This is a genomic window from Novosphingobium profundi, assembly GCF_018491765.1.
Classification (GTDB): Bacteria; Pseudomonadota; Alphaproteobacteria; order Sphingomonadales; family Sphingomonadaceae; genus Novosphingobium; species Novosphingobium profundi.
Genome location: NZ_JABWCU010000005.1, coordinates 56,083 through 74,532 on the forward strand (window position 1 = coordinate 56,083; position 18,450 = coordinate 74,532).

The following is an 18,450-nucleotide window of genomic DNA, read 5'->3' on the forward strand; positions in this document are numbered from 1 at the left end:
TGGCGGTGTACGGGGTCAAGGGGTGGTAAACCCCTTATCAAACCGTCTTCAAAACTGCTGTAGCACGTGCAGGAAGTCTTCGCCGTAGGCGTCGAGCTTGCGCGTGCCCACGCCCGTGATCGAGCCGAGCTCGGACAGCGTCGCGGGGCGCTGCGCGGCCATCTCGCGCAAGGTCGCATCGTGGAAGATGACGTAGGGCGGCACGCCCTGGTCTTTGGCGAGATCGCGGCGCAGCTCGCGCAGTGCGTCGAACAGCGGATCGCCGACGGGGTTGGGGGTCTGGTCGGCCGCGCGGCCCCGGCGTCCACGTTCCTTCTTGGGCGGGCGCACGATCATCACCGCGGCCTCGTTCTTGAGGATCTCGCGCGCGTCTCCGCCGAGCGCCAGCCCGCCGTGTTCGGTAGGAACGAGGCTGCCGCGCGCCTGAAGCGCGCGGGCGAGGGCCTTCAGGATCGGCTTTTCCTCCTCGCGCAGGATGCCGAAGACCGAGAGCTGGTCGTGGCCCTGCTGGAGCACGCGCTCGTCGCCGATGCCTGCAAGGACCTTTTCCAGATGTCCCAGGCCATAGCGCTGGCCGGTGCGGTAGGCGGCCGAAAGCAGCTTTTGCGCCAATGTCGTCGCGTCGATCACGTCGACGGGTTCGAGGCAGGTGTCGCAGTTGCCGCATCTGGCGGGCGGGGTCTCGCCGAAGTGGCGCAGCAGCACGGCGCGGCGGCAATCGGCGGTCTCGATCAGTCCGGCAAGCGATTCGAGCCGCTGGCGTTCGCTCTGCTGGCGCGCCTCGTCGATCTCGGACAGGCGCATGCGGGCGCGGGCGAAGTCGTCCGCCCCCCAGAACATGACCGCGACCGACGGATCGCCGTCACGGCCTGCGCGGCCGGTTTCCTGGTAGTAGCCCTCGATCGACTTGGGGATGCCGGCGTGGGCGACGAAGCGAACGTCGGGCTTGTCGATGCCCATGCCGAAGGCGACGGTGGCGACCATCACCATGTCCTCGCTCGCGACGAAGGCGGACTGGTTGCGCGCGCGCACTTCGGGGGCGAGCCCGGCGTGGTAGGGCAGGACCCTCCGTCCGGTGTCCCTGGCGAGCGTCTCGGCAAGCTGTTCGACGCGCGCGCGGGTGGGCGCGTAGATGATGCCCGGGCCCGGGTTCTCGTCGATCACGCCCTTCAGCTGGCGCGCCACACTTTCGCGCGGGCGGATCGCGTAGCGGATGTTGGGACGGTCGAAGCCCGCGACGATGAGCCCGTCCTCGCCGATGCCAAGCTGGGCGAGGATGTCGGTGCGGGTGTGGTGGTCGGCGGTCGCGGTCAGCGCGAGGCGCGGGACCTGCGGGAAAGCGTCGAGCAGCGGACGTAGCAGGCGATAGTCGGGGCGGAAGTCGTGGCCCCATTCCGAGACGCAGTGCGCCTCGTCGATCGCGAAGAGGGCAATGCGCGTGCTCGAGAGAAGATCGCGGAAGGCCGGCTGGCTGGCGCGCTCGGGGGCGATGTAGAGCAAGTCGAGTTCGCCGGCGCGGAAGGCGTCGAGCGTTTCGCGCCAGTCGGCGTCGGCGCTCGTCAGCGTCGCGGCGCGGATGCCGTTGGCGCGGGCCGAGCGCAGCTGGTCGTGCATCAGCGCGATGAGCGGCGAGACGACCACGCAGGTGCCCTCGAGCAGCACCGCGGGCAACTGGTAGGTGAGCGACTTGCCCGCGCCCGTGGGCATCACCGCGAGCGTCGAGTGTCCGTTGAGCACGCGCTCGACCACCTGGTCCTGTACGCCGCGAAAGCCGGAAAAGCCGAAGGTGTCGTGCAGCGCCTCGCGCACCCGCTCCGGCGAGGGGGCAGGGGCGGGCGTGTTGTCGACGGTGTCGGCCCAGTCGCCGTATCCGTCGTCATCGCCGTAGAAGGTCGTTTCGTAGGGCCAGTCGTCTTCGCTCACGGGGGCCGCTTATGGCAGAGCCGGTGCGCCCGGGAAAGGGCGCGGGCCGCGTGTTTCCTCCGCTTTCGTGTCCTGCGCGGCAGGGGCGGACGGTATGGGTGGATCGAGGGCTCGCGGCAAGTGGCCCGCAAGTCGCGGTGAAGTCGCGCGCGGGGCTTTTCTTGGCGAGGTTATATTTAGGTGCCCCGGGCACTTTTGCGTGGCCTTGTGCGTTTCATTTTCGACACCTGGTTCAAGGAGATGCACATCATGTCGTCTTACGGTTACCGGACTAGTCGTCCGCACGAATCGATCCTTCCGCGCCCGCATCGCGACGCTTCGCAGCGTTACCTTGCCTATGGCCCGATCCAGCCGATGGACAGCGATCGCGGGTTCCTCTCGCGTCTGTTCGACCGCTTCTTCTGAAACCGCCGCGCCCGCCGAGCACGCGTTTCTCGGTGGGGGCGAGCGCGCGTGGTAACTTTTATGCAGGCTGGGCTTCCGCAAAGCTCCTGTTGGGAGCTTAATGCCTTCTTCGCGCCTCGATGCGATAACTATGCAATCGATTGTATGGATCGATGCACGGTATAACGATAGGGACGAGGAAAGATCATGGGAGCACTTCTACGCGACGCGTTCGTACGCTTCGAAGAATGCCACACCGCGTGGCTCAACGAACAGGAATTCGTCGAACTCGCGCGCACCCTGAAGGCGATGGCGCGCGATCTGGGCGTGCCGACCGATCCGGTGATCAACGAATTGGTGCATTTCGGAGCCGAGGCCGCCTTCGCCCTGCTCTCGATCCAAGTGGAAACGGAATCCGGTCGCGACTTTGTCCGCGCTTCGTCCGACCGGCCTGCGAAGCCCGCAAGCGTGCCGCTGATCCACTGACTGCCGAACTCCTGTCGCCCCGGTATGCCGCACGGGGGCGGGAGGAGAAAGTCGGATCAGGCTTGGGGCTTCCCCGGCGCCGTCCACGTGTCCCCCGCACGCGGACGGCGTCTTTGCATTTGGTCAGCGCAGGCGTTCAGTCGAGGTTGGGGCGCAGCCAGCGTTCGGCAAGGGCCACGTCGACCCCGCGCCGCGCGGCGTAGTCTTCCAACTGGTCGCGGCCGATCCGCGCCACGCCGAAGTACTGGCTTTCGGGATGGGCGAAGTAAAAGCCCGAGACCGCCGAAGTGGGCAGCATGGCCTGGCTTTCGGTGAGCGTGATCCCGGCGTTGTCCTGCGCCTTGAGCAAGTCGAACAGGATCGGCTTCAACGAATGGTCGGGGCAGGCCGGGTAGCCGGGAGCCGGGCGGATGCCGCGGTACTGTTCGCGGATCAGGGCCTCGTTGGTGAGCTGTTCGTTGGGCGCATAGCCCCACAGCGTGGTGCGCACGTGCTGGTGCAGGCGCTCGGCAAAGGCTTCGGCGAAGCGGTCGGCCAGCGCTTTCAGGAGAATGTCCGAATAGTCGTCGTGGTTGGCCTTGAAGCGCGCGATGTGCTCGTCGATGCCGTGGATGCCCACGGCAAAGCCGCCCAGCCAGTCGCCCGCCGGATCGACGAAGTCGGAAAGGCAGAAGTTGGCGCGACCGCGGGACTTCTCGAACTGCTGGCGCAGCATGGGAAGGCGCGTGCCGTCGGCAAGCAGGATGTCGTCGCCGTCCTGGTGGCATTCCCAGAAGGCGCAGACGCCCTTGGCGGTCAGCCACTTTTCCTCGATGATCGTATCGAGCATCTTTTGCGCATCGGCGAAGAGATTGCGCGCGCTTTCGCCCACGACTTCGTCCTCGAGGATGGCGGGATAAGTGCCCGCCAGCTCCCAGGCGCGGAAGAAGGGCGTCCAGTCGAAGGTTTCGCGAAGATCGGCAAGATCCCAGTCCTCGAAGACGTGGAGGCCCGGTTGCACGGGTGCAGGGGCCTTGTCGGCGAAGTCGGGCTGGTAGGCATTGGCGCGGGCCTGCGCGATGGGCAGGACGTCCTTCTTCCCTTTGCCCTCGCGTGCCACGCGCACTTTCTCGTAGTCGATGGCGACGGATTCGATGAAGCCATCGGCCTGCGTGTCGGATAGGAGCTGCGAGGCGACGCCGACCGCGCGGCTGGCGTCGAGCACGTGGACCACCGCGCCCTTGTAGGCCGGATCGATGCGCAGCGCGGTGTGGACCTTCGAGGTTGTCGCGCCGCCGATCAGCAGCGGGATCGACATCTCGGCGCGCTGCATTTCCTCGGCGACGGTCACCATCTCGTCGAGCGAGGGAGTAATGAGGCCCGACAGGCCGATGATGTCGACCTGTTCCTTCTGCGCGGTGTCGAGGATCGTCGACCAGGGCACCATGACGCCCAGGTCGATCACCTCGTAGCCGTTGCACTGGAGCACGACGCCCACGATGTTCTTGCCGATGTCATGGACGTCGCCCTTGACGGTGGCCATGATGATCCGGCCCTTGGCCTTCGACTTGGCGTCCTTCTCGGCCTCGATGAAGGGAATGAGGTGGGCAACCGCCTTCTTCATGACGCGCGCCGACTTCACGACCTGGGGCAGGAACATCTTGCCCGAGCCGAACAGGTCGCCGACGACGTTCATGCCGTCCATCAGCGGGCCCTCGATCACCTCGATCGGGCGGCCACCCGCCGCGAAGATCGCCTGGCGCGCCTCTTCGGTGTCCTCGACGATGTGCGCGTCGATGCCCTTGACCAGCGCGTGCTCGATGCGCTTGACCGGCTCCCAGCCGCGCCATTCCTGTGCGGCCTTTTCCTGGGCCTTGTCCTGGCCCTTGTAGCTTTCGGCGAGCTCGATCAGGCGCTCGGTCGCGGTCTGCTCGCCGCCCGCCTTGGGCGTGCGCATCAGGATCACGTCCTCGCAGGCCTCGCGCAGCACGGGGTCGATCTGGTCGTAGACGTCAAGTTGCCCAGCGTTGACGATCGACATGTCGAGCCCGGCAGGGATCGCGTAGTAGAGGAAGACCGAGTGCATCGCGCGGCGCACCGTCTCGTTGCCGCGGAACGAGAACGAGAGGTTGGAAAGCCCGCCCGAGAAGTGGACGTGCGGGCAGGCGGCTTTGATCTCGGCCACCGCCTCGATGAAATCGAGCCCGTAGCGGTCATGGTCCTCGATGCCGGTCGCGACGGCGAAGACGTTGGGGTCGAAGATGATGTCCTCAGGGGGGAAGCCGATGCCGGTGAGGAGCTTGTAGGCGCGCTTGCAGATCTCGACCTTGCGGGCCTTGGTGTCGGCCTGGCCGGTCTCGTCGAAGGCCATGACCACGACCGCGGCGCCATAGGCCATGCATTTACGGGCGTGTTCGAGGAACGGCTCCTCGCCTTCCTTCATCGAGATCGAGTTGACGATCGGCTTGCCCGAGACGCACTTGAGGCCGGCCTCGATGACCTCCCACTTCGAACTGTCGATCATGATCGGCACGCGCGCGATGTCGGGTTCGGCGGCGATCAGGTTGAGGAAGGTGGTCATCGCCTCGACGGCGTCGAGCAGGCCCTCGTCCATGTTGATGTCGATCACTTGCGCGCCGTTCTCGACCTGCTGGCGGGCGACCTCGATCGCGGCGGCGTAGTCGCCCGCCATGATCAGCTTCTTGAACTTGGCGGAGCCGGTCACGTTGGTGCGCTCGCCGATGTTGACGAAGCGCGATCCCGATGCGGCTGGGGCAGGGGCGGCAGGGTTGGAGGCGGTGGTCTCGGTCATGGTGTCCCCGTTGAATCAGGCGGTCGGCACGGGTTCGAGCGGCCGGGCGAGCACGAAATCGTCGTAGATCGTGCCGCCGACGTCGAAGCTGCGCGAGCCGATCGTCTCGAAATTGTTCTTGGCGTAGAAGCTGAGCGCGCGGTGGTTGTCGTTCTTGACCCCCAGCAGAAGCCGGCGGTGGCCCTCGGCGCGCACGCTGTCGAGCACGTTGCGGAAGAGCGCGCTGGAGATCACCGTGCCCTGGAAGCGCGAGAGCACGTAGATGCGCTTGAGTTCGACATCGCCTTCGCGCGCCTGGTCGAGCTCGGGCGCGCACGTAAGTGCGTATCCTACCGGCGCGTGGCCGGGTTCGACTTCGGCGAGCCAGGCCCGGCCGCCCGCCGCGAGGTAGTCGCGGTAGGTCTGGGCCGAGTGGGCCTTGCGGCAATGCGCGACGATGCCCTGGCCGTGGACGATCCCGGCGAAGCTCTCGAGGAACGAGGCCGCCCCGATGAGCGAAAGGGTTTCGGCGTCGTCGGGGGTGGCGGCCCGGATGCGCCAGATCGGCATGTTGGTCATGGCCGGGTATCAGGCCGCCATCGTGAAGGGTTCGAGCCCGGCGAGGCGCGTGATCGGCGCCAGCACCGGCGCCCGGCGCGGCGCGAGGCCCTCGACCGCCCGGGCGATGGCGCCGATGTGCGCCGGGGTCGAACCGCAGCAGCCGCCCAGCACGTTGACCTGCCCGGCGCGCGCCCACTCCTCGACGAAGCCGGCGGTGGTGTCCGGCATCTCGTCGTAGGCGCCCAGTTCGTTGGGGAGCCCGGCGTTGGGGTAGATCATGATCAGGCTGTCGGAAATTTCCGAGAGGACCTTCACGTGGGGGCGCAGCTGGGTCGCGCCGAACGAGCAGTTGAGCCCGATCGTGAGCGGCTTGGCGTGGCGCACCGCGTGCCAGAAGGCTTCGACGGTGTGGCCCGAGAGGTTGCGCCCCGAAAGATCGGTCAGCGTCATCGAGAGCATGATCGGCACTTCGCGCCCGAGGTCTGCCTCAAGCTGCTTGACCGCCATGATCCCGGCCTTGGCGTTCAGGGTGTCGAACACCGTCTCGATCAGGATGAAGTCGGCGCCGCCTTCGACGAGGGCCGCGGCCTGCTCCTTGTAGACGTCGACCAGCGTGTCCCAGTCGATCTCGCGGTAGCCCGGGTCGTTGACGTCGGGGCTGAGCGAGAGCGTCTTGTTCGTCGGGCCGATCGCGCCGGCGACGAAGCGCGGGCGCCCGTCCCTGGCCTGGAACTCGTCGGCGACGCGCCGGGCGAGCTGGGCGGAGGCCACGTTGATCTCGCGCACGAGGTGTTCCGCGCCGTAGTCGGCCTGGCTGATGCGGTTGGCCGAGAAAGTGTTGGTCTCGGCGATGTCGGCCCCGGCTTCGAAGTAGGCGCGGTGAATCGCTTCGGGCACCTCGGGCTTGGTCAGCGCGAGGATGTCGTTGTTGCCCTTCTGATCATGGCCCAGGCCCAGCGTTCCGGCGTAGTCCGCCTCGGCAAGCTTCCAGTTCTGAATCTCGGTGCCGAAGGCGCCGTCGGTGATGAGGATGCGGGCCTTGGCCTGCTCCAGGAATGCGTCACGGGCCGACATCAGACGGTCTCCTCACAAGGCGTGTGCGCGCGAAGGCCGAGCAACTGACAGATCGCATAAGTCTGGTCGGCCTTGTTGAGCGTGTAGAAATGGAAGTCGCGCACGCCGCCGTCATAGAGACGCTTGCACAAGTCGGCGGCCGCAACGGCGGCGACCAGTGCGCGAGGTCCCGGTCTTTCGTCAAGGTCGGTGAACAGCGATTCGAGCGAGGCGGGGATAAGCGTGTTGCCCGACATGCGCCGGATCGCCGCGAAACTGGTCACAGGCATGATGCCCGGCACGATCGGCGCGTCGATTCCCGCCGTCAGAGCCTTGTCGAGGAAGCGGAAGTAGGCGTCGGCCGAGAAGAAGAACTGCGTGATCGCGCGCGTGGCGCCCGCATCGATCTTGCGCTTGAGGTTGTCGAGGTCGCTCTGCGCGCTCGACGCCTCGGGATGGACTTCGGGGTAGGCGGCGACCGAAATCTCGAAATCGTGGCGCTTCCTCAGCCCCTCGACGAGCGCGGCGGCGCTTTCGTAGCCTTGCGGGTGCGGTCGGAACACGCCGTTGTCCTGCGGCTGGGGATCACCGCGCAGCGCGACGATGTGGCGTACGCCCGCCTGCCAGTACTGGTCGGCGATCTCGTCGATCTCGCCCTTGCTGGCCGCAACGCAGGTGAGGTGCGCGGCGGGCACCAGTTCGGTCTCGCGGCGGATGCGCGCGACTGTGGCGTGGGTGCGTTCGCGCGTCGAGCCGCCCGCGCCATAGGTGACCGAGACGAAGCCAGGGGCGAGCGGGGCGAGCTCGGTGATCGCGTCCCACAGCTGGCTTTCCATCTTCTCGTTCTTGGGCGGGAAGAATTCGAAGGAGACCGAGATGTCTCCGGCCATCGTGCCGAACAGCGGCGTGTCGGCGCTGGCGGCGCTCCTGGCGGCTTCTTCGGATCGGGTCGTCACAGTCATGGGTAGGCGGTCTTTCGGTTCGGGCAGACGGGGCGGTCTGCTGTCATCTCTATAGCGGGTGTCAGGCCGTGGCCTTGGCGGGGGCGGGCGCCATCGCACCGCGGGTCGCCGTCCAGATCTTCACGGTCAGGGTGTCGCCGGGCAGTTCGATCGGGCTCTCCGGGGCGAAGCCGGCATCGGTCATGAGCTTGGCGATCTGTTCGTCGGAAAAGCCGAGGCGCGCGTGGGCGTGGCGTTCGCGCAGCTCCTCGCGCTCATGCGCGGCGAGGTCGACCACCGCGATCCGCCCGCCCACGCGCGTCACGCGCGCCGCTTCGGTCAGCACCGTGCCCGGCGAGGGCGCGAAATGCAGGACCTGGTGGAACAGCACCGTGTCGAACTGGCCCGCCTCGAACGGCAATTCGGTGAAGTCCCCGCGCACGAGGTCGACCTTGCCTGCGGGTAGCGACTGGAGCCGCGCGCGCGCGATCTGGAGCATTTCGGGGTTGCGGTCGAGCGCGGTGACATGCTCGGCGCTGTCTGCGAGCAGTTCGGCCATGCGGCCGGTGCCGGTGCCCACGTCGAGCAGCGCACCCAGGCTGGCGGGCGCGCAGCCGAGCGCCTTGATGAGCGCCGCCTCGACCGGTTCGTCGGCGCCGTGAAGCTGGCGCAATGTGTCCCATTCCGGAGCGTGGCGCGCGAAATAGGCCTGGGCATTGGCCTCGCGTGCCTCGCGGATGGTGGCGAGATGACGCCGGTCGTCCTTGCAGCGATGCGCGAATTCGGGGTCGTCGCGCTCGGCGATCGTGAGCAGGCGCGCGGCGGCCGCGCCCATTGCAGGCTCGCTGGATTCGCCCACGGCGCTGCGCAGGAACACCCAGCTTCCTTCCTTGCGGCGCTCGGAAAGGCCGGCGTCGCACAGGATTCGGACATGGCGCGAGACGCGCGGCTGGCTTTGCCCCAGCACTTGCGCGAGTTCGCCCACGGAGAGTTCCATGTGCGCGAGCAGGCGCATGATGCGAAGGCGCGTCGGCTCCGAAAGGGCTCTCAAAAGTGGATCGATTTGCATGGGAAGAGATATAAAGATATCTTTATATCCGCGCAACCCCAAGGAGTAAGGCCGATTAGCCCCCCCCCTACTTCCCATTTGCGTTGCACCATTGTCTCGTTTAAAGAGGCCTCCGCAGGCTTGCCTGCAAGCGTTGGCCTATGGGCCAAACAATGCAAGGGGATTCGCATGAAGAAGATTGCTTTCGCCGCGTTCGCGTCGGCTGCCGCTCTGGCTCTCGCTGCTTGCGGCGAGACTCCGACCTCGGAACCCACCGAGTCGGTTGAGACTGTTCCCGGTGACATGATGACCGGTGACGCCACCGGCGTTCCGACCGAGGCTCCGACCGAGGCGATGTAATCCGTTTGGAGAGCTGGCGTGGCATAACGCTGCCCAGCTCTCCGCGGCTTTCCGCCCTGCTTCTGGCAGGGCACGCGGAAAGTACCACTGCCAAGTGGACAAAGACCCTCCCCTTGCGGGAGGGTTTTTCGTTTCTGGCCTATCTTCCTGTATCCTAACGACCCTGACGGGCGGAAGCGTTTGCGCGAGAGGCGCGGATGGGGCATGACTTCGCCCCATGCCCGACGCTTTCAGGATCGCGCTTGGCCAGCTCAACCAGTCGGTGGGCGACGTCTCCGGCAACGCCGAGGCGATTCTCGCAGCCCGTCGCGAGGCCGGCGATGCCGACCTCGTGGTCTTTCCTGAGCTTCACCTCGTCGGCTATCCGCCCGAGGACCTGGCGCTCAAGCCCGCGCTCGTCGAGAAGGCCGCCGCCCAGCTCGAAATGCTTGCCGAAGCCAGCGGCGAGGAGGGCCCCGCCATGCTCGTGGGCTCGGTCTTCGTGCGTGATGGTGCGCTGCACAATGGGGTTGCCCTGCTCGATCAGGGCCGGGTCTCGGCGGTGCGCTTCAAGCACGAGCTTCCCAATTACGGCACCTTCGACGAAATGCGCCTGTTCCAGCCCGGTCCCTTGCCCGAGCCGGTGATCCTGCGCGGGACGATGATCGGCGTGCCGATCTGCGAGGACATCTGGCGGCCCGAGGTTTGCCGGCATCTCGCCGACTTCGGCGCGGAAATGTTCATCTGCATCAACGGCAGCCCCTACGAGGTCAACAAGGAAGCCTTGCGAATCGAAGGTATCGCGCGGCGGCGTGCGGGCGATACCGGCATTCCGCTGGCCTATCTCAACCGGGTGGGCGGGCAGGACGAGCTGGTCTTCGATGGCGCGAGCTTCGTGGTCAACGGCGACGGACAGCTCGCGGTGCAGGCGCGCGAGTGGGAGGAGCAGGTCGTGCGCACGCAATGGACCCGTACCGCGCAAGGCTGGCGCTGCGACCGGGGCGACATCGCGACTCCGAGCGAGCCCCCAGAGGGACTCTACTGCGCCATGGTGCTGGCCTTGCGCGATTTTACCGAGCGTAATGGTTTCGAGGGCGCCGTGGTCGGGCTGGACGGGGGAAGCGATGCGGCGCTGTGCGCGGCAATCGCGGTCGACGCCCTGGGCGCCGAACGGGTGACGGGGGTCCTCATCGAGCCGGCCCTGCTCGAGGTCGGGGTGCGGGATGACGTCAAGCGCTGTGTTCGGTCGCTAGGCATCGTCTGCCGCGAGATCTCGCTCGATTCGCGAATCGCCGGGGCGATGGAGGCGATCGAGGCCTGCTTCGCCGGCGGCGATCACGAGGTCGGGATGCGCCACCGGCAGCGAATGCAGGCACTCGTCCTGTCGGCCTTTGCGCACAGCTGCCATGCGCTGCTGCTCTTGACTGTCAACAAGAGTGGGCTCAGCCTTGGGGCGAGCCTCGCCAGCGGCGATCTGGTTGGCCAGTTCGGTCCGCTCAAGGACGTCTACGCGGGGCAGGTCGGCGCCCTTGCGCAGTGGCGCAACGGCCATGTTCCGCGCATTGGTCTGGGCCTCGAAGGCGAGGTCATTCCCCAAGGAATTCTCGAGCGCCCCCGCACGCCCTACCGGGGGCTGGCCTTCGATCCGGCGCTCGATGCCATGCTTCTTGGGCTGGTGGACTACGACAAGAGCATCGATCAACTCGTTGCCGAGGGCTTCGATCGCGCCGCGCTGCGCCGGGTCGAGGAGCTGCTCCACAGCAGCGAAGGGGTGCGCCGCCAGTCACCGCCGGGCGTCAAGCTGTCACCGCGCAGCTTCGGGCGCGATCGGCGCTATCCGATTACCCACGCGTTCCGTTGCTGAGACTTTCGCCCCGGGGCCAGGGGCGAGCGCAGGCAGGTGCGAATCGGGCGGTTGCATCGCCGCGATTTGCGCAGGGAACCAGCTAGCTTGCACGCTCGGCACGCCGATCGACGGCGCTCTTACAGAGATTCGGGGGCGATCTCGAAGGGTTCTGCATGCGTACTTGCGTATCGGGAATGACTTGCGAATTCCAAGGTGAAATGGTGCATGTCCGTTTAATTCGAACTTTTGTTTGTATTTAGAGTCAGGTTGCAATAAATAGTTTTTCGATTATCCTAAAGAATATCTAATTAAATAGATTGCATTTTGACCTAGATCGCTATTTCCCCGAAGTATTTCCGAGGATGGGCTGTGCAGGTAGAAATTTCGCATTCAATCCTTGGTGTCGTTTCGGTATTTGGTGGCGGACGCAATCGCGAAACTTGGTTTTTTCGGGGGCTTGTGGACCCTGTTCCGCCCCTCCCACTCGTTCGCTGAGGTTCGCCGACCATGGTCCAGCTCTTCAAGATCCTGCGAACGCTGATCTTCGCCGTTTGTGGTCTGGCCTTGTTCGGTGCGGCGGTGCGGCTTGCGCAGCACAGCCCCGATTCGATCGCCGCACGCGGGGCCAACACCATCGCCAAGGTGCCCGAAGTCGTGGTCATGACGATCTCCAACCTGCTGCGCGATCCCTACGCCGAATCCCTGACCCCCGATCCCTCGCAGGAACCGGGGAGCAAAGGCGAACACTTCGTGGCTCTCGCCAACCACACCGACCATGCGGTCGAGGGCGTGGTGCTGCGGACCGGGATGGCGGGAGCGGCGCCGCGCAAGGGATGGCGCATGCTCTATGGTATCTTCACGATCGACGCCAAGCCGCAGTACGGGGTGCTTGTGCTCTCGCCGCAGATGGCGATCGAGAAAGTCGTCGTGATCGATGGCGCGATGCTCGAGAGGCACCATTTTTCGGTCGGACAGGCGCCTTATCCGCACGGCTTCGCGTTGCTGCGCGACGGTTCGATGCTCATGGCCTTCGATACCGACTACACGCCCTTGCGGGTGGATCCTTGCGGCAAACGCGTATGGGCCGGTGACGAAGGGCTCACCCACGCCTTCACCCCCGACGACGCGCAGCGGTTCGGCTGGGGGATGGGCGCGCGCGACGACCTGCTCAAGGTGGACCTCGCGAGCGGCAAGACGGTTCGCGAGATCGCCTGGCAGGACATCGCCGAGGCCAATCCGCAGGTCAGCATCTTCGCCATGCGCCGCATGGACGACAACGCGCTGGGGGACAATCCGCGCGGCGATGCAGGTCGCTACTACGATGATTCGGCGCATATCAACGATGCCGAGCCCTTGCCCGCCGCCTTCGCCGGGGCCTTTCCCGAATTCGCCGCGGGGGACCTGCTGATCTCGATGCGCTCGCTCAACCTCGTCCTGGTGCTCGATCCCCGCTCGCTCGAGATCAAGTGGTTCACCAACGACCTGACCTTGCGCCAGCACGATGCGGACTGGAACCCGGACGGCTCGATCACCGTGTTCGATAACCAGAACGGGCGCGACTACAGCCGGATCATGCGCTTCGATCCCTCCGGGACGAAAGCGCCGAGCGTCGCGCTCGATGGGCGTGGTTATGACTTTTACAGCCGGATCCGCGGCAAGCAGCAGGGCCTGCCCGGGGGCGGCTTTCTGGTGACGAGTTCGCAGCAGGGTCGGGCCTTCGAGGTCGATGCCACGGGGCGCATGGTCTGGGAGCTTCTGGTGCGCGATCCGCGCAATCCCGGGCGCAACTTCGTGCTTTCCGAAGCCGATTTCTTCCCCAGCGATTCAGCCCCTGTCGAAAGGAACCTGCAATGCCCCGTTTCCTGATCTGCTTCTGCATCCTCGCCAGCCTGGTGGCGTCGCCGGCGATGGCCTATGTCGGTCCCGGCTCGGGGCTCGGCGTGATCGGGGTCGTGCTTGGCATCATCGCGACCGTGTTCCTGAGCCTCGTATCGCTGGTCTGGTATCCGATCAAGCGCGCGCACCGCAAAATCCGTGCCTCGCTCGCGCGCGATGACGACAATGCCCGGCCATGATCGTGAACCTGCTGCTCATGATCGTCTTGTGCACGGTCGTTTGCGAGCTGTTCCTGCGCCTGCCCATCGCCCAGGCCTGCACGCGGCTCACGGGGGTGGGGCGTTCGGCTTCGCGGGTGCTGCTTTCGCGCCGAATTTCCGACCACTGGAAGGAGCGGGTCATGCCGGTCCTGGCGCTGCGGATGGGCGCCGGGACGGCGGTGCTCGCCGGCTGGTTCCTGATCGTGCTCGCGGCAATCACGGCGATCTGCGCTGGGGCGGACCTGATCAGCCCCGGCTTCTCGACTTTGCTGACAAGCGCTCTTGGCATCGCGTTGTCGTGCGGGGTCTCGGTGGGGTACCTGCTCGTCCGGCAGGCCGTCAAACGAGTTACGGGATGAACGCCGCATGAGCCAGGCCGCAAGCGATTATGGATGGGCCGACCGCGCCCTGCACCGCCTCGCGCTGGGGATCCCGGCGTTGACCGAGCTCTCCTTCGATCTCGACCAGAAAGCCTCCGAAGGCGCGCGCGACCGGCACGTGGTCGAACGGGGACGCCACGTCTTCGTGACCGGGCTTGCCCGTGCGGGCACGACGATCCTGCTCACCGCGATCCATGAGACCGGGCAGTTCCGATCGCTCACGTATCGCGACATGCCCTTTCCGCTTGCGCCCAACTTGTGGAAGCGGATCTCGGGGCGTTGGCAGCTCGAAGGCGTGGCGCGCGAAAGAGCGCATGGTGATCGCATCGCCGCCAGCGTCGACAGTCCCGAGGCGCTTGAGCAGGTGTTCTGGCGTATCCACACCGGTGAGGATTACATCCGGCGCGAGGCACTCGTTCCCTATACGCCCTCGGCGCGTGCGCTGGGACGCTTCCAGAACTACGTCGGTGCGGTCCTGGCCTCGGGGCAGTCGGGACAGCGGCGCTATCTTTCCAAGAACAACAACAACATCCTGCGCCTGCCTGCACTGCTGGGCGCCTTCCCCCGAGCGCGCTTCGTACTGCCCTTCCGCCATCCGCTGGCGCAGGCAGCCTCGTTGCTGCGCCAGCATCGCCACTTCAGCGTGGTGCAGACGCAGACGCCCTTCGTGCGCCGCTACATGGACTGGCTGGTCCACCACGAATTCGGCCTCGGGCATCGCCCGTTCCGCTTCGGTCCGCAGAGCTGCACGCGGTGGAGCGCGGATGACCCCAATTACTGGCTTGCGCTGTGGATCGACGTCTACGATGCACTGGTCGGCCTCGAAGGCGAGGGGCTCGTCTTCGTCTGCCACGAGGACCTGTGCCGCGAACCGGGCGTGTGGGACGCGCTGGTGGCGAAGCTGGAGCTGCCCGAGGGCGGCGAGCGGCCCCCTTTCGTGCTGGCCCCGGGCCGCACCGAGCTCGACGTCGATCCCGCCTTGCTGGCACGCGCCGAGGAAATCTACGCCGCGCTGCGCGCGCGAACCGAACGCTGAGGTCCCAGCGAGGGGGGGCGTGCCGATCGCATGGTCGACACGTCCCCTTTGACCTTCCCGGCGCAGCGCCGTAATCGCGCAGGCCATGACCACCACGCGCTTCGCTCCCTCGCCCACGGGCCTGCTTCACGTCGGCAACATCCGCACGGCCCTGCACAACTGGCTGCTCGCCAAGCGTGAGGGCGGTCGCTTCCTGCTGCGCATCGACGATACCGACGAGGCCCGCTCGCGCGAGGACTACGTCGAGGCGATTCGCGCCGACCTCGCCTGGTTGGGGATCGTGCCCGAGGGGGAGGAGCGCCAGTCCGCCCGCTTCGCGCTCTACGAGGACGCGTTCGAGCGGCTCAAGGCCGAGGGGCGCGTCTATCCTTGCTGGGAAACCCCTCAGGAACTCGACTTGCGCCGCAAGGTCCTGCTCGGTCGCGGGCTGCCGCCGATCTACGACCGCGCCGCGCTGGCCCTTTCCGACGACGAGAAGGCCGCGAAGCTGGCGGCAGGGGAGCAGCCGCACTGGCGCTTCAAGCTCGATCACGCCGAGCCGATCGCCTGGGAGGACGGGATCCGCGGGCCCCAGACCTTCGAGGCGGCGATGATGTCCGACCCGGTGATCCGCCGCGCCGACGGGTCCTGGCTATATATGTTGCCCTCGGTGATCGACGATGTCGCGATGGGCGTTACCGACGTGCTGCGCGGGGAGGATCACGTCTCGAACACGGCAACCCAGGTGCAGATGTTTACCGCGCTGGGCGCCCCTGTCCCGCGTTTCGCGCACGAGGCGCTGCTGGTGGGCAGCGAGGGCAAGCTTTCCAAGCGGCTCGGCTCGTTGGGCGTCGCGCAGATGCGCGAGATGGGGATCGAGCCCGAGGCGCTGATCGCGCTTCTCGGGCGCTTGGGAACTTCGGATCCGGTCGACCCGGCACTGCGGCTGGCCGAGCTGGCCGCGGCCTTCGACCTTTCGCGCTTCGGGCGGGCCCCGGCGCGTTTCGACGAGCAGGAACTGGCGCGGGTAAACGCGGCGATCGTCCATGCCTTGCCGTATGAAGCGGTGGCGCCGCGCCTGCCCGACGACATGGATGCGCGGGCCTGGGAGGCGGTACGTCCCAATCTCGCGCATGTCCACGAGGCGGGTGACTGGTGGCGCGTCGTCACCGGGCCGATCTCGCGGGTCGAGGCGAGCCCGGAGGACCGCGCCTATCTCGAGGCGGCGGCCGAGGCGCTCGAGGCGATCGCGTGGGACGAGGGCGTGTGGAAGGCGCTGACGGGCGCGCTCAAGGAGGCGAGCGGGCGCAAGGGCAAGGCGCTGTTCCTGCCGTTGCGGCTGGCGCTCACCGGTATGGAGCATGGCCCCGACATGGGCGCGCTGCTGCCGTTGATCGGACGCGAGGCGGCGATCGCGCGGCTCCGCCAAATTTGATCGGCCTCAAGGAAGTGCCTGAAACCTTGTCCTAAAGACGATCGGGTCAGGGCGTTCGCTCCCGGCCGGCCCAGGGCTCTCGATGGCCGGCCAGACAGCGGCCTTGCAGGTTACGCCGGGGGGCATGACCTGCAAGGCCGTTTCGCGTTTTCGGGCTTATTCCATGAACCAGCCGTGGCTGGCGACGAGCGACTGGCCGGTCAGCGCGTTGGTCTCGAAGGCGGCGAAGAACAGCGCCACTTCGGCGATGTCCTCGACGGTGGTGAACTCGGTGTCGACGGTCTGGCCGAGCATGACCTTGGCGACCACTTCCTCCTCGGAAATGCCCAGTTCCTTGGCCTGCTCGGGGATCTGCTTGTCGACCAACGGGGTCTTCACGAAGCCGGGGCAGATCACGTTGGTGCGCACGCCCTTCTTGCCGCCTTCCTTGGCGATCACGCGCGACAGGCCGAGAAGGCCGTGCTTGGCGGTGACGTAGGCGCTCTTGAGCGGGCTCGCCTCCTTGGAATGGACCGAGCCCATGAAGATGATCGAGCCCGAGCCCTTTTTGTACATGTGCGGGATCACCGCCTTGGACGTGAGGAAGGCGCCGTCGAGATGGATCGCGAGCATCTTCTTCCAGTCGTCGAACTTGAACTGCTCGATCGGGTTGACGATCTGGATGCCCGCGTTCGAGACGAGCACGTCGACGCCGCCCCAGGCCTCGACCACTTTCGCGACGCCGGCTTCGACCTGCTCCTCGCTGGTCACGTCCATGGCGACGGCCATGGCCTCGGTCCCGTACGTCTCGTGAATGGAGTCGGCGGCCTTCTGCGCGGCCTCGAGGTTGAGGTCGGCGATCGCCACCTTGCCTCCCTCGGAGGCGTAGCGGCGCGCGATGGCGTGGCCGATGCCGCTGGCCGCGCCGGTGACGATGCAGACTTTGTCCTTCAGTTTCATGCTCGTACTCTCTCCGTATTATCTCTCGTTGGCGGCTGTCCCGATCAGGTCCGCGCTCAATCCACCGGGCGATCGCAGGCGAGGTCGAACGTTGCGATCTCGTCGGCTTCGAGCTTGCGGTTGACCCAGTCGGGATGCTCGAGCGAGTAGATGGCATCGGCCTTGCCGGCCTGCCAGTGCTCCTCGACCGTCATTCGCGAAAACTCGTAGTCCTTCGAATTGGTTTCGTAGCCGCGCGGCCGGTTGATCAGGTGCATCACCGCGACCGGCCCTTCGGGGCGGCACGAGAGCAGGCGGGCGAGATCGGGGTCCTCGCGCAGTTCGGCGGGGAGGCGCCCGGCAAGACGGTGCGCGGCCGCGCGCAGCGCCTGGAGCCGGCGGGACATGTCGGTGCCCTGCCGGGTGCGGCTGGAAAAGCGGATGTCCTTCTCGCGCTGCGCGACGTCGGCCATCGTGCGGGGCAGGTCGCCGCGCGCGGAGAAGAGGTCGATCTGGAACACCTCCATCGCGCAGGGAGGGCGGTTGTCGAGGACGTATTGCAGCGGGGTATTCGAGACGAGGCCGCCGTCCCAGTACCACTCGCCATCGATCTCGACGGGCGGAAAACCGGGTGGGAGTGCACCGCTCGCCATGATGTGCTCGGGGCCGATCAGCCGCTCGAAATTGTCGAAATAGGCAAAGTTGCCCGTGCGCACGTTGACCGCGCCGACGCTGAGGCGGGTCTTGCCCGCGTTGATCCGGTCGAAATCGACGAGTTCGAGCAAGGTCGCGCGCAAGGGCGCGGTGTCGTAGTAGGAAAGCGCGCCGAATTCGGCGGGCCATTCGGGCAGGGGCACCGGAAAGCGCGGATGGAAGAAGCCGGGAATGCCCACCGTCGTCGCGAACAACGCGGCGGTCTCGTTGAAGGCACGCCGCGCGAAGCCGATCGGCTCATCCAGCCGGTAGAGCATCTCGGAGGAGACGCGCTGCCAGAAGGTGCGCAGGGCCTCGACCCGCTTGCCGACGGGGTTGCCCGCGATCAGCGCGGCGTTGATCGCGCCGATCGAGATGCCCGAAATCCAGTCGGGGCGCATGTCCTCGCAGGCGAGCGCCTCGTAGACCCCGGCCTGGTAGGCGCCCAAGGCCCCGCCGCCCTGGAGGACGAGCGCGGTGTAGGTGCCGGTCTCCCGGCCGGAGCGGCTGGCCGAGGCGGGCCACTCGGCGCCAAGGCGCGTGTCGTGGTAGTTCATGACGA

General features: G+C 66.6%; 17 protein-coding genes. 9 read left to right on the forward strand and 8 right to left on the reverse strand.

The genetic code is table 11. The features are described from left to right. Positions 1 to 48 precede the first annotated feature (48 nt). Positions 49 to 1,923 (reverse strand): DNA helicase RecQ, encoded by a 1,875-nt coding sequence (gene recQ / locus HT136_RS05600; RefSeq protein ID WP_214198591.1) that lies wholly within the window; start codon positions 1,921 to 1,923, stop codon positions 49 to 51. 249 nt (positions 1,924 to 2,172) lie between these two features. On the opposite strand from recQ, the gene HT136_RS05605 reads away from it, so the two are divergent. Next, on the forward strand, positions 2,173 to 2,328 hold the full coding sequence (locus HT136_RS05605) for a hypothetical protein (RefSeq protein ID WP_214198592.1): 156 nt from the start codon (positions 2,173 to 2,175) through the stop codon (positions 2,326 to 2,328). Between the two features lie 186 nt (positions 2,329 to 2,514). After that, on the forward strand, positions 2,515 to 2,793 hold the full coding sequence (locus HT136_RS05610) for a hypothetical protein (RefSeq protein WP_214198593.1): 279 nt from the start codon (positions 2,515 to 2,517) through the stop codon (positions 2,791 to 2,793). A gap of 136 nt (positions 2,794 to 2,929) precedes the next feature. On the opposite strand, the gene metH is transcribed toward HT136_RS05610, so the two are convergent. The 5 genes from metH to HT136_RS05635 all read right to left on the reverse strand — a co-directional run bounded on the left by metH (position 2,930) and on the right by HT136_RS05635 (position 9,187). Further along, a complete protein-coding gene (gene metH, locus HT136_RS05615) occupies positions 2,930 to 5,584 on the reverse strand; it encodes a methionine synthase (RefSeq protein WP_214198594.1) in 2,655 nt (884 codons plus the stop codon). A 15-nt stretch (positions 5,585 to 5,599) separates the two neighbouring features. Next, complete coding sequence (locus tag HT136_RS05620) at positions 5,600 to 6,142, reverse strand: GNAT family N-acetyltransferase (protein WP_214198595.1); 543 nt, start codon at positions 6,140 to 6,142, stop codon at positions 5,600 to 5,602. 9 nt (positions 6,143 to 6,151) lie between these two features. Continuing rightward, positions 6,152 to 7,198 (reverse strand): homocysteine S-methyltransferase family protein, encoded by a 1,047-nt coding sequence (locus tag HT136_RS05625; protein ID WP_214198596.1) that lies wholly within the window; start codon positions 7,196 to 7,198, stop codon positions 6,152 to 6,154. Continuing rightward, positions 7,198 to 8,139 carry a methylenetetrahydrofolate reductase [NAD(P)H] gene (metF, locus tag HT136_RS05630; RefSeq protein WP_214198597.1) on the reverse strand — a complete coding sequence of 314 codons (942 nt, stop codon included), beginning with the start codon at positions 8,137 to 8,139 and terminating at the stop codon, positions 7,198 to 7,200. The genes HT136_RS05625 and metF overlap by 1 nt, the downstream gene beginning before the upstream one ends. Before the next feature lie 61 nt (positions 8,140 to 8,200). Continuing rightward, on the reverse strand, positions 8,201 to 9,187 hold the full coding sequence (locus HT136_RS05635; RefSeq protein WP_214198598.1) for an ArsR/SmtB family transcription factor: 987 nt from the start codon (positions 9,185 to 9,187) through the stop codon (positions 8,201 to 8,203). Positions 9,188 to 9,355: 168 nt separating this feature from the next. Here HT136_RS05635 and HT136_RS05640 point away from each other — a divergent pair, with 168 nt between their 5' ends. From HT136_RS05640 to gltX, 7 genes are all read left to right on the forward strand, one after another. Beyond that, the gene (locus tag HT136_RS05640) at positions 9,356 to 9,526 is read left to right on the forward strand and encodes a hypothetical protein (protein ID WP_214198599.1); all 171 of its coding nucleotides are present in this window, start codon (positions 9,356 to 9,358) and stop codon (positions 9,524 to 9,526) included. Positions 9,527 to 9,743: 217 nt separating this feature from the next. Then, positions 9,744 to 11,369: an NAD+ synthase gene (locus HT136_RS05645; RefSeq protein WP_214198600.1), complete on the forward strand. Its 1,626-nt coding sequence runs from the start codon at positions 9,744 to 9,746 to the stop codon at positions 11,367 to 11,369. Between the two features lie 489 nt (positions 11,370 to 11,858). Continuing rightward, entirely contained in the window at positions 11,859 to 13,217 is a 1,359-nt protein-coding gene (locus tag HT136_RS05650; protein WP_214198601.1) for an arylsulfotransferase family protein, read from the forward strand. Beyond that, a complete protein-coding gene (locus HT136_RS05655; RefSeq protein ID WP_214198602.1) occupies positions 13,202 to 13,426 on the forward strand; it encodes a hypothetical protein in 225 nt (74 codons plus the stop codon). Before HT136_RS05650 ends, HT136_RS05655 begins: the two co-directional genes overlap by 16 nt. Continuing rightward, complete coding sequence (locus HT136_RS05660) at positions 13,423 to 13,806, forward strand: hypothetical protein (protein WP_214198603.1); 384 nt, start codon at positions 13,423 to 13,425, stop codon at positions 13,804 to 13,806. Before HT136_RS05655 ends, HT136_RS05660 begins: the two co-directional genes overlap by 4 nt. A gap of 7 nt (positions 13,807 to 13,813) precedes the next feature. Then, on the forward strand, positions 13,814 to 14,863 hold the full coding sequence (locus HT136_RS05665) for a sulfotransferase (protein WP_214198604.1): 1,050 nt from the start codon (positions 13,814 to 13,816) through the stop codon (positions 14,861 to 14,863). 85 nt (positions 14,864 to 14,948) lie between these two features. After that, positions 14,949 to 16,277: a glutamate--tRNA ligase gene (gene gltX / locus HT136_RS05670; protein WP_214198605.1), complete on the forward strand. Its 1,329-nt coding sequence runs from the start codon at positions 14,949 to 14,951 to the stop codon at positions 16,275 to 16,277. Positions 16,278 to 16,433: 156 nt separating this feature from the next. On the opposite strand, the gene HT136_RS05675 is transcribed toward gltX, so the two are convergent. Next, a complete protein-coding gene (locus tag HT136_RS05675) occupies positions 16,434 to 17,216 on the reverse strand; it encodes a 3-hydroxybutyrate dehydrogenase (RefSeq protein ID WP_214198606.1) in 783 nt (260 codons plus the stop codon). Positions 17,217 to 17,272: 56 nt separating this feature from the next. Beyond that, positions 17,273 to 18,445 (reverse strand): patatin-like phospholipase family protein, encoded by a 1,173-nt coding sequence (locus HT136_RS05680; RefSeq protein WP_214198607.1) that lies wholly within the window; start codon positions 18,443 to 18,445, stop codon positions 17,273 to 17,275. Positions 18,446 to 18,450: the final 5 nt, after the last annotated feature.